Origin of the sequence: Halomonas sp. NPDC076908, from assembly GCF_050269715.1 — a bacterium.
Taxonomy (GTDB): Bacteria; Pseudomonadota; Gammaproteobacteria; order Pseudomonadales; family Halomonadaceae; genus Vreelandella.
Genome location: NZ_JBNNIW010000031.1, coordinates 34,025 through 50,266 on the forward strand (window position 1 = coordinate 34,025; position 16,242 = coordinate 50,266).

Annotated in this window: 12 protein-coding genes and 1 pseudogene; 9 read left to right on the forward strand and 4 right to left on the reverse strand. The window is 55.3% G+C overall.

Translation table 11 applies throughout. The annotated features are described in order from the left end of the window. The first annotated feature begins 77 nt into the window (after positions 1 to 77). From typA to ACQKE4_RS16025, 6 genes and pseudogenes are all read left to right on the forward strand, one after another. Positions 78 to 1,928: a translational GTPase TypA gene (gene typA / locus ACQKE4_RS16000; RefSeq protein WP_427389328.1), complete on the forward strand. Its 1,851-nt coding sequence runs from the start codon at positions 78 to 80 to the stop codon at positions 1,926 to 1,928. Positions 1,929 to 2,198: 270 nt separating this feature from the next. Further along, positions 2,199 to 3,643: pseudogene (locus ACQKE4_RS16005) on the forward strand (sodium-dependent transporter). 49 nt (positions 3,644 to 3,692) lie between these two features. Continuing rightward, positions 3,693 to 4,463 carry an ABC transporter ATP-binding protein gene (locus ACQKE4_RS16010; RefSeq protein WP_427389329.1) on the forward strand — a complete coding sequence of 257 codons (771 nt, stop codon included), beginning with the start codon at positions 3,693 to 3,695 and terminating at the stop codon, positions 4,461 to 4,463. An 85-nt stretch (positions 4,464 to 4,548) separates the two neighbouring features. Then, the gene (locus ACQKE4_RS16015) at positions 4,549 to 5,253 is read left to right on the forward strand and encodes an ABC transporter ATP-binding protein (RefSeq protein ID WP_427389330.1); all 705 of its coding nucleotides are present in this window, start codon (positions 4,549 to 4,551) and stop codon (positions 5,251 to 5,253) included. A gap of 16 nt (positions 5,254 to 5,269) precedes the next feature. Beyond that, positions 5,270 to 6,274 carry a branched-chain amino acid ABC transporter permease gene (locus ACQKE4_RS16020; protein WP_427389331.1) on the forward strand — a complete coding sequence of 335 codons (1,005 nt, stop codon included), beginning with the start codon at positions 5,270 to 5,272 and terminating at the stop codon, positions 6,272 to 6,274. Further along, complete coding sequence (locus tag ACQKE4_RS16025) at positions 6,274 to 7,587, forward strand: branched-chain amino acid ABC transporter permease (RefSeq protein WP_427389332.1); 1,314 nt, start codon at positions 6,274 to 6,276, stop codon at positions 7,585 to 7,587. Before ACQKE4_RS16020 ends, ACQKE4_RS16025 begins: the two co-directional genes overlap by 1 nt. Positions 7,588 to 7,660: 73 nt before the next feature. Here the strand turns inward: ACQKE4_RS16025 and ACQKE4_RS16030 are convergent, their stop codons facing one another. The 3 genes from ACQKE4_RS16030 to ACQKE4_RS16040 form a co-directional block, all read right to left on the reverse strand. Further along, on the reverse strand, positions 7,661 to 8,869 hold the full coding sequence (locus ACQKE4_RS16030; protein ID WP_427389333.1) for an ABC transporter substrate-binding protein: 1,209 nt from the start codon (positions 8,867 to 8,869) through the stop codon (positions 7,661 to 7,663). A 140-nt stretch (positions 8,870 to 9,009) separates the two neighbouring features. Further along, entirely contained in the window at positions 9,010 to 10,551 is a 1,542-nt protein-coding gene (locus tag ACQKE4_RS16035; RefSeq protein WP_427389334.1) for a phospholipase D family protein, read from the reverse strand. Beyond that, positions 10,544 to 10,786 (reverse strand): hypothetical protein, encoded by a 243-nt coding sequence (locus ACQKE4_RS16040; RefSeq protein ID WP_427389335.1) that lies wholly within the window; start codon positions 10,784 to 10,786, stop codon positions 10,544 to 10,546. The genes ACQKE4_RS16035 and ACQKE4_RS16040 overlap by 8 nt, the downstream gene beginning before the upstream one ends. A gap of 128 nt (positions 10,787 to 10,914) precedes the next feature. On the opposite strand from ACQKE4_RS16040, the gene ACQKE4_RS16045 reads away from it, so the two are divergent. Both ACQKE4_RS16045 and rapA read left to right on the forward strand, forming a co-directional pair. Continuing rightward, positions 10,915 to 11,718 (forward strand): redoxin family protein, encoded by an 804-nt coding sequence (locus ACQKE4_RS16045; RefSeq protein WP_427389336.1) that lies wholly within the window; start codon positions 10,915 to 10,917, stop codon positions 11,716 to 11,718. A gap of 112 nt (positions 11,719 to 11,830) precedes the next feature. Continuing rightward, complete coding sequence (rapA, locus tag ACQKE4_RS16050; RefSeq protein WP_427389337.1) at positions 11,831 to 14,776, forward strand: RNA polymerase-associated protein RapA; 2,946 nt, start codon at positions 11,831 to 11,833, stop codon at positions 14,774 to 14,776. A gap of 10 nt (positions 14,777 to 14,786) precedes the next feature. Here the strand turns inward: rapA and ACQKE4_RS16055 are convergent, their stop codons facing one another. Then, positions 14,787 to 15,689, reverse strand: coding sequence for a TIGR01777 family oxidoreductase (locus ACQKE4_RS16055; RefSeq protein ID WP_427389338.1), 903 nt, complete (start codon positions 15,687 to 15,689; stop codon positions 14,787 to 14,789). Positions 15,690 to 15,854: 165 nt separating this feature from the next. On the opposite strand from ACQKE4_RS16055, the gene ACQKE4_RS16060 reads away from it, so the two are divergent. Further along, positions 15,855 to 16,061, forward strand: a complete 207-nt coding sequence (locus ACQKE4_RS16060) for an NAD(P)-binding protein (RefSeq protein WP_427389339.1) — start codon at positions 15,855 to 15,857, stop codon at positions 16,059 to 16,061. The last annotated feature ends 181 nt before the right edge of the window (positions 16,062 to 16,242 follow it).

Sequence of the window (16,242 nt, forward strand, 5' to 3'; positions counted from 1 at the left end):
CGGCAAATTGCCAGCCCTTGCGACCCGCATTTTCCGACCCGTGGACAAACGGGTGTTCACAAGAGTTCTCTCTCAGCATGCAAAACCAGCAAAACTCCAGCGCGGTTAATAACCTGCGCAACGTCGCGATCATAGCCCACGTTGACCATGGTAAAACCACTCTGGTCGACAAACTCCTGAGCCAGTCCGGCACCCTTGACCGTAAAGCAGAAGGTCAAGAGCGCATCATGGACTCAAACGATCAGGAAAAAGAGCGTGGTATTACCATTTTGGCCAAAAACACGGCCATTCAATGGAAAGATAGCCATGGCAACGACTACCACATCAACATTGTTGATACGCCTGGGCACGCCGACTTCGGTGGTGAAGTTGAGCGCGTCATGTCGATGGTCGATTCGGTACTACTTCTGGTAGACGCCGTTGATGGCCCGATGCCGCAAACGCGCTTCGTCACCCAGAAGGCATTCGCCCAGGGTCTGAAGCCAATTGTGGTGGTCAACAAAATTGACCGTCCCGGCGCACGCCCTGACTGGGTTATCGATCAGATTTTTGATCTGTTTGATAACCTCGGCGCTTCCGACGAGCAGCTCGATTTCCCGATCATTTACTGCTCTGCCCTAAACGGTATTGCCGGTATGGATCCTGAAGAGCTGGCGGACAACATGGATCCCATGTTCCAAGCCATCGTCGATATCGTTGAGCCGCCTCAGGTTGAGCTCAATGGCCCATTCCAGATGCAGATTTCCGCGCTGGACTACAACAGTTATGTGGGTGTTATCGGCCTCGGGCGCATCAAGCGTGGCGCAGTCAAACCGAATCAGCAGATATCGGTGATCGGCGTTGACGGTAATGTGCGTAAAGGCAAAATCGGTCAGGTCATGACCCATATGGGCCTTGAGCGCGTACAAACGGCTGAAGCAACGGCGGGCGACATCGTCTGTGTAACAGGCATCGATGATCTGTCGATCTCTGACACACTGTGCGATCCCGCTAGAGTCGAAGCACTACCGCCGCTTTCCGTCGACGAGCCAACAGTTTCTATGACCTTCCAGGTCAATGACTCTCCGTTCGCGGGCAAAGACGGCAAGTTTGTGACCAGCCGTAATATCAAGGATCGCCTTGAGCAAGAGCTGATTCACAACGTGGCACTGCGCGTTGAGCAGGGCGAAACCCCTGAGAAATTCAAAGTGTCTGGCCGTGGTGAGTTACACCTTTCGGTACTGATCGAAACCATGCGTCGTGAAGGCTTCGAACTGGCTGTTGGCCGCCCAGAAGTTATCATTAAGGAAATCGACGGCGAGAAGCAGGAGCCCTACGAAGAAGTCATCATCGACTGTGAAGAGCAGCACCAGGGCTCGATCATGGAAGAGCTTGGCTACCGTAAAGGTGAGATGACCAACATGCTGCCGGATGGTAAAGGACGGGTTCGCCTGGACTTCATTATTCCTGCGCGTGGTTTGATCGGCTTCCGCGGTCAGTTTTTGACCATGACCTCGGGCACCGGCATCCTGACCAGCCGTTTTGATCACTACGGCCCGCTGAAGCCTGAAGCCTCTATCGAGCGCCGTAACGGCGTATTGGTATCGATGGTCGACGGCAAAGCACTTGCCTACGCGCTGTATGCGCTGCAAGAGCGTGGCAAACTGATTATCGATCACGCCACGGAAGTGTACGAAGGCATGTTGATCGGCATCAACAACCGCGCTAACGACATGGTGGTTAACCCCACCAAGGGCAAGAAGCTCGACAACATGCGCTCTACCGGCAACGATGAGAACATCGTCCTAACGCCGCCGGTTAAGTTCTCGCTGGAACAGGCGATCGAGTTCCTCGACTCCGACGAGCTCGTGGAAGTCACGCCAGTGCATATCCGACTGCGCAAAAAGCTGCTTAAAGAGACCGAGCGCAAGCGTTTTAGCAAGAAGTAATACGCTCCAAGCAGTTAGCTGTCTAAAAAACCCGCGCAAGCGGGTTTTTTTTGTGCGCTAGCGCGCTGTTTTTCTCTAGCACTGCTGCTCTCTTTCGCTGCCAAGTTGCACTACTAAACGCAGCCTAAACGCTAATAGGCTGGAAAGGCGGCGCATTCTATCGCACAGTAGTTAAATTCAGCGCGTCCCAGGAACGCTGCCATCCTTATATTCATACAAGTGTTTGGATACCTACCCCATCCATGCACTTAACCATGGACACTCTTACCCATGAGCGGTCACAACGTCTGGACGCATAAAGGTACCTTTCTTCTCGCCGCCGTTGGTTCCGCAGTCGGTTTGGGTAATCTATGGCCTTTCCTTATCTCACCGGGGAAAACGGCGGTGGTGCCTTTATTTTGGTCTACGCGCTCACGATATTTGCCGTCGGCATCCCCATTTTAATTGCCGAAATTATGCTCGGGCGTACCAGCCGTCAAAGCCCGATTATGGGCATGCGCCATCTCACCAAAACTCACCGCACATCGCGTGCTTGGGAAACGATTGGCTGGCTGGGCGCGGCGTCGGCTTTTCTAATATTAAGTTTCTATTCGGTGATTGCCGGCTGGGCGATTCACTACACTGGGTTAATGCTGACCGGCTCCTTGGTCGGTGCCGATGCGCAAACTATCAGTGAAGGCTTTGACGCGCTGCTGGCCGCCCCGGGACTGATGACGCTCTATCACACTCTTTTCATTGCAGCGTCTGCGTTGATCGTCGGCATGGGGATCCATAAAGGTATCGAATCAGGCCTACGCATTATGATGCCCGCTCTGTTTGTAATTCTGTTAGTGGTATTGGCCTATAGCGTTGTTAACGGTGATGTAGGCGCCGCCGCGAACTTCCTGTTTACCTTTAATATCGCCGACCTCAGCTTAGAGGGTTGGCTACAAGCCATGGGCCAATCGTTCTTTACGCTGAGTTTAGGGATGGGGGCCATCATGGCGTACGGTGCTTACATGCCCAGCGATGTGTCGCTGACCCGCACCGCCTTTGCGGTCGCCATTGTGGATACCGCCGTGGCCATGATTGCAGGCCTAGCTATCTTCGCACTGGTATTTGGAGCAGGCTTAGAAACGGGCCAAGGCCCTGGGCTAATGTTTGTTACCCTGCCACTAGCGTTTGCTGAGATGCCGTTTGGCGCACTGGTCGGTGGTGTGTTCTTTATTCTGGTGCTTGGCGCCGCGATTAGCTCTTCGATCTCGCTGATTGAGCCCGTTGCGGCATTTCTTGTCGAACGCTTCGATATGACCCGCCCTCAAGCGGTCGTGATTATGGTCATCGCCGCCTGGGCTATGGGTCTATTAACGGTCGTTAGTTTTAACATCTGGGCCGAAGGCACGATTTTCCATACGCTATTTGGGCGTAGCGCGTTTGATTTCATTGAGTTACTCACCAATATCTTTATGCCGGTGGGCGGCCTGATGATTGCACTGTTTGCTGGCTGGGCGCTAACCCAAAGCGAAGTCATGAAAGAGCTGGGCACCAACGTCACTTGGTTTAAGTGCTGGCGCTTGCTGGTGCGCTTTGTCGCCCCTGCCGCGGTAGCATTTGTCTTTTTACGTACGATTCCCCAGGTGGATGGCTATCTCATCCCCACCCTGGGTGCACTGCTCATTGTTGGTGCCTTTGCAGCCAGTCAGCAGTGGCTAAAAAAACCACGACAAACAATTTAATAACGGTACGCAGGCGGCTTATTAGCCGCCTGCATCGCGTGGAGAATCCATGACACCTCTTATTGAAGTACAGCGCGTTAACAAAGCTTTTGGCGGCCTGCAGGTGATTAACGACTGCTCCATTCAAGTTGAGAAAGGCTCTATTACCGGCATGATTGGCCCCAACGGCGCGGGCAAGTCGACACTCTTCAACCTGATTGCCGGCGCCTTAATACCTGACAGCGGCCGCGTTCTGCTCGACGGTGAAGATATTACCTCGCTTAGCGCCAACCAGCGCTTCCATAAGGGGTTGCTACGCACCTTCCAGATTGCCCACGAGTTCAGTCAGATGAGCGCGCTGGAAAATCTGATGATGGTACCGCCCCAGCAAGCGGGGGAAAGCCTTTTTAGCGCTTGGCTAAAGCCAAGCTTGGTGCGCCAGCAAGAAGAAGAGGTACGCCGTCGTGCGTTAGAGGTCATCGACTTTGTTGGCCTGCACCATGTGCGTAACGAGCTCGCCGGTAATTTATCCGGCGGTCAGAAGAAGCTATTGGAACTGGGTCGCACCATGATGACCGATGCCAAGGTGGTGCTTCTGGATGAGATCGCTGCGGGGGTCAACCGCACGCTGCTGGGTGACTTGATTGGCAATATTGAGCGTTTAAACCGCGAGATGGGTTACACCTTTTTAGTCATTGAGCACGATATGGAGATGATCGCACGCCTGTGTGACCCGGTGATTGTACTGGCCCAGGGCAGCGTGATGGTAGAAGGACACATTAGTGATATTCAGAATAACCCTGCAGTAATCGAGGCCTACTTTGGCACCGATGCTGCTTAAAAGTAACGTTTCCACTACCCATCGATTAATACAACCAACTAATACAATGATGTCGCTATAAGCGACCTTGATGAGATATGTCCATATGCCATTGATTGACGCACGCGATGTGCACGGCGGCTATGGCGGAATGAACATCCTTAACGGGGTGAACATGACGCTAGAAGCCGATGAAGTCGGCGTTATCGTCGGCCCTAACGGGGCAGGCAAATCGACCATGCTGAAAGCGGTATTTGGCCTGTTGCATGTCAATCAGGGCGAAATTCTGCTCCACGGCAAGCCCATTCATAACTTGCCCTCTAACCAATTGGTGCAGCGGGGCATGGGATTTGTCCCCCAGGAGAAAAACGTTTTCCCCAGCCTTTCGGTACAGGAAAACCTGGAGATGGGGGCGTTTTTAAAGCCGCAAAACGTCAAGCGCATGCTGGCCCAAGTGTACGAGTTTTTCCCGCCACTCTATGAGAAACGCCGCCAGCCGGCAGGCGAGCTTTCCGGTGGTCAGCGTCAGATGGTCGCGATGGGCCGTGCGCTGATGGCCGAACCCAGCCTGCTGTTACTTGATGAGCCCACCGCTGGGCTGTCGCCGCTCTACATGAATGAAATTTTTGACCGCGTCAAACAGATCAACGCCGCTGGTGTTGGTATTTTGATGGTGGAACAAAATGCAAAACAAGCATTAGCGATTGCCGACAAAGGCTTTGTGCTGGCCGCAGGCCAAAACCGCTTTACCGATACGGGTGCAGCCCTTCTTGCTGACCCAGATGTCGCTAAAAGCTTTTTGGGCGGCTAGCCCCAGGGAGAGAGATGTGAACGAACTGGTTTTTTTCATCAATAATGTGGTGATCGCGGGCAGTGTCACGGGCTCGATCTACGCCATTGGGGCGATTGGGGTAACGCTGATTTTCAGCATTATGCGCTTCGCCCACTTCGCCCACGCCGATATGATGACCTTTGGTGCCTTTATGGTGCTTCTGCTCACGACTGCCTTCCCCGCAGCGGGGGCAAGCGTCGGCGTCCCTACCGGCATATTAATGCTTCCACTAGCGATGTTATTGACCGCAGGCTTAGCGGTAGGCGTCGATAAAGTGTTCTATAAGCCACTGCGTGCCCATGGGGTCAAACCTATTGTGCTGGTGATCGGCTCGCTGGGCGTCACCCTGATCCTACAGGGTTTGATTCGTTTATTCGCAGGCACCGGTGGGCAAAGTTTATATGTCGATGATCGCAAGGAAATCTTCCGTATTGCTCTACCGTTTGAGGGCGCGAGGGCGCCTATTGTGATTACCGAACCGCAAATTTATCTATTTGTGATTACGCTGGTCGCCGTTGTCGCTTTGCATCTCTTCCTCAACCGTTCACGGTTAGGCAAGGCCATGCGCGCCATGTCAGACAACCCCGAACTTGCCCAGGCCTCAGGCATTAACACCAATACCATTGTGGCCGTGACTTGGGTGATTGCTGGTGGGTTGGCAGCGATTGCCGGAACGCTGCTTTCGCTAGACGTTACCTTCAAACCCGACTTGAGCTTCTTCCTGCTGCTGCCCATCTTCGCGGCAGCGATTGTAGGAGGTGTGGGGCATCCTTATGGTGCTATTGCCGGGGGCTTTGTGGTGGGCTTTGCAGAAACCCTGGCGGTGTTCAATTGGAACGTGCTGCTACGCCCCTTCCGCGATAGCCTGCCCGCGTGGCTTGAGCTACCGTCGAATTTGGCGTTTGTGGGTACCGAGTACAAAATCGTGGTGCCATTTTTCATTCTGGTAGCCATTTTGGTGTGGCGTCCCACCGGACTCTTTAAGGGCAAGGTGATCTAATGTCTAACCTCAATCCCTCCTATACCCCCCGTGACACCACCCAACAGCGCCGCTTTCCGCTACGTGAGCTAATTCTGTTTGGCGTACTGCTGGTCGCCGTGCTGGCTGTCTACGCCATTATGGGCGCGGCCTACAGCACCCGCATGCTGGTCGAAGCCGCTTGCTACGCGATCCTTGCCTTGGGCTTAACCATTCAGTGGGGTTACGCCGGTCAATTCAACGCCGGGGTAATGGGCTTTGTGGCCCTGGGCGGCTTCTGTGCCATGCTATTCAGCGTACCGGTTAACGATGCGTTCTGGGGTACCGAGCTGCCTGGTGAACTGGGCCGCGTATTGCTCTACGGCTTGGCCGCCATTCTGGTCGTGGTGGGAGCCACCAAGCTTGACCGTCTGGGCGTGCCGAAAAAGCTGCGCACCTTTATCGCCGTGATCCTGGCGCTGGTACTCTACCTAGTCATCATCAGCCTGCTGCGTGAAGTGACCAGCGAGATCCAGTCCCGTGCTGGTTTTGTCGGTGGTTTTGGGCTGCCCGCCTGGACCGGCTGGATTGTCGGCGGTGCCCTCGCGGGCGGTGTGGGCTACTTTATCGGCCATGTGTGCCTGGGCCTACGCAGTGATTACCTGGCAATTGCCACCCTAGGCATTGCTGAAATCATTAAGGCCTTTTTGAAAAACTCGGACTGGTTAACCCGCGGTACCGCGACGGTATCACCGCTACCATGGCCAACACCCGGCCCTTCCGAGCTGGGCTTTACTCTGGCCCGTGCGATCTACCTGTCTGTTACGGCGGTCGTGATTGCAGCGATCTTCTTTCTGCTCACTCGCGCGTATAACGCCCCTTGGGGACGCATGATTCGGGCGATTCGCGATAACGAAGTCTCTGCGGCTGCTATGGGTAAAGATATCAATAAGCGGCGGCTGGAAATCTTCGTATTGGGCTGCATATTGATGGGCATTGGCGGCGGCATGTTGGGTACCTTTAACAGTCTGTTCGACCCACAAGGCTACTTACCGCTGAATCATACCTTCTTGGTATTGGTGATGGTGATTCTCGGCGGGCCAGGTAATAACTTAGGCACCATTTTTGGCGCCGTCGCGGTGTATATCATCTGGATTATGTCGGAGCCACTGGCGCTGTTCTTAATGCAGCTAGCAGTCGCCTTCGGCGAAGGCGCGTTCGGCTGGGATGCACCTGGCAATATGGATAGCCGCGCCCTGCAGGCACGGGTGCTGGTAATTGGCTTGCTGATTACCATGGTACTGCGCTTCGCCCCCAAAGGCCTGCTGCCCGAGAAGATCAAAAGCCACGGCTGATGCACATAAATATTGTTCCATAAAAATGCCCGGCTTAATAAGCCGGGCATTTTTTTAACGCTTAGCGTGAGGCTTAAAGATCAACCTGTCCTTTACTGGTAAAGGTGCCATCTTCAACCGCCATTTCTACCACTACGCCGGGAACGTCGCCATTCTCATCAAACTCGTGAGAGCCAGACGCGCCTTCGTAGTTGATTTCGGTACCTGCAGCAATCAGCTCAACTGCTTTTTCCCACTCGCCGGGAAGAATGATTTCACCGGGTGCACTGGAAACACTGCGCAGCGCTTCAGAAAGCCCTTCGCGGTCAGCGCTGCCGTTTTGCTCAATCGCCAACGCAATCAAGAAGGCTGCGTCGTAGGCTTGGGCGGCAAACACCGCGCTTGGGTCTAAACCGGCGGCCTCGGCGGCTTCGATAAAGATATCGGTGCCGGGAAGGTCAGGGCTACCGGGACGAGTGGCGATCATACCGTCCAGCACATCAGCACCAATCGCATTGATAAGACTATCGCCTACCATGCCATCCGCGCCTACGTATTGGGTAAACATGCCGCTTTCATAGGCTTGACGCAGCACCGTTTGACCAGAGGTATCGGCGTAGGCCAAAACCACCAGGGTTTCAACACCACTGACAGAAAGCGAGCCTAGTTCAGAACGATAGTCAGCGCGGTTATCTTCATGGGCAAGGCTTTCGGCAACTTCACCGCCACCCGCTTCAAAGGCAGCGCTAAAGGCATCCGCGAGGCCACGCCCGTAGTCGTTGTTTACAAAGGTTACGGCGACGGCATCAATGCCTTTATCCAGCAGCAGTTTGGCCAGGATTTCCCCTTGGAAAGCGTCTGACGGCACCGTGCGGAATACCAGGTCATTATCATCAAGTTCTGACACCGCAGGCGCGGTAGACGCAGGCGATACCATCAACACGCCGCCAGGAATCGCCGCGTTGTTAGCGGCAGCAATGGTGGCACCTGTACATAGCGCGCCAACAATGGCGGTGACATTCTCAGAGTTAACCATACGGTCGGCGGCGTTAGAGGCGGCCGATGCATCGGAACAGGTGGTATCGCCAGAAGGCATGACCAATGTTTGGCCATCTAAAATACCGCCTTGCTCATTGACCTGCTCAACGGCCAACTGGGCACCCTCAAAAATCGCCGGCGTTAAGCTCTCAATGCCACCCGTAAAACCGCCCAAGAAGCCAACCTTGACCTCTGCCTGGGCCAGTCCAGTCATTGCCAGGGTTGAGGCCGCCACAGCAGTGGCTAATGCGCGCTTATTGATCATATTATTTGTCGCTCCCAATGAGATAACAGGTTGTGCTTTTTTAGTGTGCCCCAGCGGTCAAACGTTAAGGCTGCTATTAATTTGGAACTGGAACGCCAAAAACACAAGCGCCCGTTTCTAACGCTACTTTGCATCAGACATTACAGCAAGCGCTCTAGCCTGAGCGTATAACTTAACCAGGCGTTGAAATGGCGCCAAAAATTACCTGGCTCTGAAGTTAATACCTCCATCTTCCCATCACGCTCTAGGTGCCAGTTCAACTCGCCTTCAGGGGTAAGTTCGACTTGGTAACTCAGCGATGGGTCTTGGCCTGCCGTTAACAGTTCGTTAAATGCCTGTATAAGTGACTCGCTACGCGCTAGCACGCCGGTTTCGGTATTCCAGTAGATAGAGCGCGGATCAACATTAAACGAACCCACAAACAGTTGATCGTCAAAACTTAGCGCCTTGATATGCAACGCTGACGCAGATGCGCCGGGGACACGCATATCATCACTGGCGCCAGCTTCTTGCTCAGGGCGCATTTCGTAGAGAACAACGCCGTGTCGAAGTAGCGTTTCACGCCAAGGCGCGTAAGCACCATGCACGATAGCAGCGTCTGTTGACTCCAAGGAATTAGTAATAATCTCAACGGTGATGCCTTGGTCGGCAAGATCCGTTAGGCTTTTCACCCCTTGCTCGGTGGGCACAAAGTAGGCGGAAATAATCACCAGACGCTCTTCAAGCGTTGTGGCATCGGTCAAATCACCCAGCAGGGTGTCCGACCATTCCGGTGTACCCGCCGTCAGCTTGCCTGGGGCATCCCATATCGCTAGCCCCTCACCCCAATGCAGGGTTTCCCAAGGCGGTGCCGTACGCGCCTGATGACGTAGCTCGGTAAAGTATTCCGAGTCAGCGTTATCGTCCAACCAAGCCTCAAGTTCGCTTTTCAGCGTTTGCCAGGCGTTATCGTCCACTTGGTGATAGCGTTCAATCGGCTGAGCGAGACCATGGTTCCAATACAGGTCAAAGCTACGCGAGAGTTCTGGCACCACCTCGCCAATGGTGACAAAGTCCAAATCAGCAAAGTTGCGCGAATCGTTGGCATTAAAGTACTCATCGCCCAGATTGCGCCCACCCACGATAGCGACACTGTTATCGGCTACCCATAATTTGTTATGCATTCGGCGATGCTGCTGAGCGGGGTTGACCACCGACGCTAAAACTCGTGTCACGATATGGCCACGCCCAGCGGCTAGCGGGTTATAAACGCGCACGTGAATACTCGGGTGGCTCGCCAGTGCCGCTAAGCGGTCGCCCTGGCCAATAGCGCCGATATCATCGACCAGCAGGCGAACCCGAACACCCTCTTCCGCGGCATCCAGCAGATGTGCCAAAATCAAGCGTGTGGTTTGGCCATCACCCAGCAAGTAGGTTTGAATATCCAGCTCGCGCTCCGCTTGGCGGATCAAGCCTGCGCGGGCAGCAAATGCGTCTTGCCCATTGGCGAGCAGTGCAAAACCATCGGGCTCTGACTGTTCCGCCAGCACCTGATGAACCTGCTCGCCCAGCCAAGTGTCTCGTGCCTCATGCACGGTAAGCGCGGTGTGATGCTCGCGGACTACCGCATGGGTACAACCAGCTAACAAACCGTACAACACTAGTAAGCTCAGCCATTGAGACCAACGGCACGCACTAGGCATCGTCATTATCATTGTCGTCCAGTCGTTCGGCCCAGCGCTTGCGAGCAAGATTGCGGCGGTAAAGGCGCACTAGCGCGATGATTAGCGCTGTGGCTACCATGGCGGCAAGCACCACCCCCTGCCAGGGACGGGCCGCATTGCCCATAATGGTTTCCAGCGTAATGATGAGTATCAAGCCAATCGCTTGGGAGCCGATCGCTAACGCGCGCAGCTTATCGAAAGCGGGTGGGGGCATAACGTCTCCGTAATTTGCAGCTCGCATGGTAAGGTTTGCCAGTGTACCCGTTTCACGGAATGCTTAACCGGAAACCGGAATTAAAAACCCATATTGTAAGCCTGAACGGAAACCTGAACTGGAAGCCCATGAACGCCATTGCTCTCGGCCCGCTACTGATTTCGCTGCCACGTCTCTATGCCGTTGGCTGCGCGCTACTGCTGCTCATTAGCGCACGCTATTTATTAGGGCTACCACGTCCGGCTCAGCAGCGTTGGTTTACCGGGCTCATCATGGTTTGGTTAGTCGGCGCACGGGCGGGGCATATCATACTTCATCTCGATAGCTATAGCGCCGACCCACTTGAAGCGCTAAAGCTCTGGCAGCCCGGCTACCACGGCCTGTGGGGTATGGCAGCAGGCTTGGTATGGACAGCCTGGACGCTACGTGCGCGGTTGCTGGCTATGGGCGGTGCAATGCTTATGCTCGTTGCCGCCTCTAGCCTGTGGTTGGTGGTCGCGACCTTAGCCCCCCTGGGCAACAGCTTTGCGGTAAGCGAACTGCCCGATATCACCCTTGAAGATCTGGACGGCAATGAAGTTCATCTGCCTGCCTTGGCAGCAGACAGCGAACGTATCATCGTTAACCTATGGGCTACCTGGTGCCCGCCGTGCCTGCGTGAAATGCCGCTGCTCGAAGAGGCCGCACAGCGCGAAGGCGTCAGCGTGGTGGTTGCCAATCAGGGCGAAGACCTGCTGCCCATGGTGCGTTATTTAGATGAGCAGCAGCTCGCGTTTCGCTATGCGCTGCGCGATCCTAATCAACAGCTTATGGTGCTTTTTGAAGCGCCTGGACTACCCACTACAGTACTGTTTGACGGCCAGGGAAACACCTTGGATGTGCATGTGGGCGAGCTTACCCGCGCGCATCTTGATCGCTGGTTACAAGATTGATGCCGATACACCTTAATCCCCTCGCTGGTTTGCGTTAGAATCCCCCGCCCTGTTGCCGCCGGAGCTCCCCCCGGCGGTATACGACCCGTTTTGCAGACTCCTCCGAGGCATCATGAGCGATTTTTCTCCCGGCCAGCGCTGGATTAGTGACGGCGAAGCTGAGCTTGGGCTCGGCACCGTGCTTAACTGCGACGCCCGTAGCGTTACCATTTTGTTCAGTGCCAGTCAGGAAACCCGTACTTACAATACCCGCCAAGCCCCTCTCACTCGCGTAATGTTCGGCAGCGGCGACCGCGTGCTTTCCGCCGACGGCTGGCAGATGATCGTCGACGATAGCAAAGAGTCCCGCGGTTTGATCACCTATATCGGTGAAGACAGCGAGGGAAACCTGCGCGAGCTGCCAGAAGCTAAGCTTGCGGATACCATGCAGTTTGACCAGGCCCGCGACCGCCTGCTGACAGGACAGGTAGACCGCAACGATTGGTTTGACCTACGTTTTCGTACCCTGCATCACTATCAGCGTATTGAGCAGCACAGTGCACTGGGCTTCTCTGGGCCGCGCATCGATTTAATTCCTCACCAGCTCTATATTGCCGATGAAGTTGCCAACCGCCATGCCCCACGGGTACTACTGGCAGACGAAGTAGGCCTTGGCAAAACAATTGAAGCTGGCCTGGTTCTTCATCGCCTGCTGCTCAATGGGCGCGTTGAGCGCGCGCTGATTTTGGTACCCGACAGCCTCACTCACCAGTGGCTGGTGGAATTACTGCGGCGCTTCACGCTCAACGTCTCTCTATTAGATGAGACGCAAAGCCAAGCCCACGGCAGCGCCAATCCCTTCGAAAGCGCTCAGTTGGTACTGGCCAGCCAAGGCTGGCTATTTGCTAACCCGCATCGTCAAGAGCAGGCACTTGCCAGCCAGTTCGATGTGCTGATTGTTGACGAAGCGCACCACCTCGACTGGAGCGAGGATGGCAGTGGCCCTGGCTACCAATGCGTTGAACAGCTCGCCGCGGTGATTCCCGGTCTGTTGCTACTCACCGCCACCCCCGAGCAGATGGGTATTAAGAGCCACTTTGCCCGGCTAAGATTGCTGGACGGGGAGCGCTACCACGACCTGGAGCGCTTTAAAGCCGAAGAGAGCCACTACACCGACGTCGCTCGCGCGATTGATGCGTTAGATACATTGCCCGGTGACCCCGCTGCCAGCGCTCACGTATCCAACGTGGCCGATGACCGGGACAGCCAAGCGTTGCTGGCCACCCTGTGTAATGAGGAAGCGAGTAAAGAGCAGCAAGACACTGCTCGCGCCCAACTTAGTGAAGCGCTGCTGGATCGCCATGGCACTGGCCGTGTGATGTTCCGCAACAGCCGCCGTCACGTCGGAGGCTTCCCTGAGCGGCGCTTAAACTTAGCCCCGCTTGCGCTGCCTTCAGCTTATCGCCGCGTAGTGCGCCGCCTGGAACGGGACGAAGACTACCTTGATGAGCTGTTGATCGAGACCGGTATGGATCACCCTGATGTGCTGATCTATCCCGATGCAGTGTATCGCGAGCTCACCGACGACCCGCTCAACACAGAAGCCTGGTGGCATATTGATCCACGGGTAAACTGGTTGCTTGAAAAGCTTAGCGATGATAGCGACAGCGGCTTTGCCAACGATAAAGTGCTGGTGATTGCTCACCACCGGGCCACCGCCGAAGGCCTGGCCGAAGGACTGCGGGTGCTGGGTGGCTATCATGCGCCAGTGTTCCACGAAGGTCTCTCCTTGGTAGAGCGTGACCGTGCAGCGGCCGCCTTTGCCGACGAAGAAGAGGGCGCGCAGGTACTGGTCTGCTCGGAGATTGGTTCTGAGGGGCGTAACTTCCAGTTCTGCCGCCACTTAGTCATGTTTGATATGCCCCAACACCCAGATCAGCTAGAGCAGCGTATTGGCCGCCTGGATCGTATTGGCCAGCGCCATGCCATTGAGCTGCATATTCCTACCTTTGAGGGCAGCCCTGGCGAACGCCTGCTGCGCTGGTATCACGAAGGCATGGACGCGTTCAGCGCGCCCCATGGCGTCGGCAGTGATCTGTTTGAAGCCTTTGGTGACGCCTTGGCGGACGCCCTGCTGGATGACGAAACCCTTGAAGAAATCATTGCCGAAACTCGCACTATGTTTAGCGCTAAGCTGGCTGAACACGATGCAGGCCGCAATCGGCTGCTGGAACTCAACGCCTGTCGCCCAGCGCGCGCCCAGCAAGTCATCGACGCTGTGCGTGAGCTGGACGACGACGCAGCGCTACCGCGTTACCTTGAACGGGCACTGGATATTTTTGGGGTGGACAGTCAGGAGATTGGCAAGGGCCTTATGCACCTGCAGCCTAGCCAGCATATGCTTGATGGTTTGCCTGGCTTGGTCAAAGGCGAAGAGGGCTTTACCGCCACCCTTAGCCGTGCTCAAGCACTGGCGCGAGACGATGTTCAGCGGCTCTCCTGGGAGCATCCGCTGCTACGTGAAATGATGGGTCGCGTTCTGGATGGCACCATGGGCAACTCGGCGCTGGCCCTGCTGCGCCATGATGCCATTCCAGGCGGCAGATTGATGGCCGAGCTGGTATTCCGTACCCACTGCCCGGCACCCAAAAAGCTGCACCTAAACCGCTTCTTGCCGCCCACCGCCGTGCGTGTGCTGCTGGATGAGTCAGGCGCCAACCTGACCAGCAAAATCTCCTTCACGGGCTTGGGTAAGAACCTGCAGAAGGTCAATAAGTCGCTGGCGCGGGATTTGATCAAAAGCCGTCATGATCAGTTGCGTGAGCTGCTGAGCCAGGGCGAAGGCGAAGCCGAGCGCCAGCTACCCAGCATTGTCGAAAACGCCGAAGCGCGTATGCGAGCCCAACTGGATGCCGAGCTTGCCCGTCTGATCGCGCTAGCCGAGCACAATCCGGCGGTGCGTAGTGCTGAAATAGATGCGCTAAAAAATGAGCGCCATGCGCTTAGCGAAGCTATCGAAAATACCCGCCTGCGGCTTGATTCAGTGCGCGTGATTATCACTGTTGACGCCGATCATTAATCAGGGCTGCTTAAAGTATCGCCTCAAGCGCCTTGTCGAGAGTGGGGTACTTAAAGCTAAATCCTGCCGCTTCAAGGCGCGCAGGGCGCATATCCGCCCCGGTCAGCAGTAGCCGCGACATTTCTCCCAGCCCCGCTTTTAATACAAAAGCGGGCACCGGGAAAATAGCGGGTCGATTGAGCTGCTTAGCCAGGGTTTTGGTAAACGTGGCATTGGTTACCGGGTGCGGTGCGCTACCATTAAAGGCACCGCTCAAGCTCTCTTCATTGATAAGAAACAAGATCGCCGCGACAAGATCGTCGCGGTGAATCCAGGGCATAAACTGCTCGCCACTGCCAAAACGCCCACCTAAGCCCAGCTTAAACGGTGGCAGCATCTTCTGCAGGCTGCCGCCGCCCGCTTCTAATACCAACCCCGTACGTAAAATCGCTAAACGCACCCCCAGGGATTCAATGGGTTTTGCGGCGGCCTCCCACTGTTTGCAAAGACGATGGGCGAATTCATCGTTGGGCATGGTCTCTTCGCTCACCACGCGTTTACCCTGATCGCCGTAATAGCCCATCGCCGAGCCCGACACCATTACCTTCGGCAGCGGCTGCTCGTTCTGCTTAAGCTGTTCACACAGTGCTACCAGCTGTTGCGTAGCCGCCACCCGCGAGTTAATCAGCTTGGCTTTTTGCTCATCGCTCCAGCGCTTACCAGCAATCGATTCACCGGCCAGATTAACCAGCGCATCCGGCGGTGAGTCAATAAACGCCTGGGGGTTCTCACGAATATCACAGCCGTTTGGCAGACGATCTCGCACTTTGTGAGGAGTGCGGGATACTACCTGCACCTCATGGCCCTGCTCCATCAACTGTCGGCATAGCCGCTGGCCGACAAAACCACTGCCGCCGGTCACTAATACGCGCATGGTGTCACTCCTGTTGATACCGTTTATGGGTGCTGCCTCGGCCTATTGATTACCGAGCCGAAAACCCAGCAAAGCTGTAGCTAAATTGTACGAATTTTATACACAACTACCACAATGCGATTACATATGGGTTAATTCAATATCTTTTAAGCGCTTCGAGGAATTATGGCTACACCGAGCAAGCTACCGACGCTTTCTGCTAATCACTCTGTGGCCATTATTAGGGCAGGTATAGCCGGGCTTGCCTGCGACCAAGTGCTGGCAAATAGCGATGTTCACATCACGCTTTTTGATAAAGCGCGCGGCCCAGGCGGGCGTATGTCGAGTCAACGCAGGCCTAGTGCAACGCTTGATCTAGGCCCAAGCATTTAGCGTGTGCGATGGAGGCTTTCAATCCGCCGTGGATAAATGGTTATCCGTTGGCTGCATCGCCCTCTGGCCAATAAGTACCTATCAGGCTAGGTTCTGTCTGAAAAGTCGGCTCTCATGCATTGCTCAATGCAAGCCAATGTCACCATGGCCTTGAAGCTACTGGCCAGCTTGTCGTAACGCG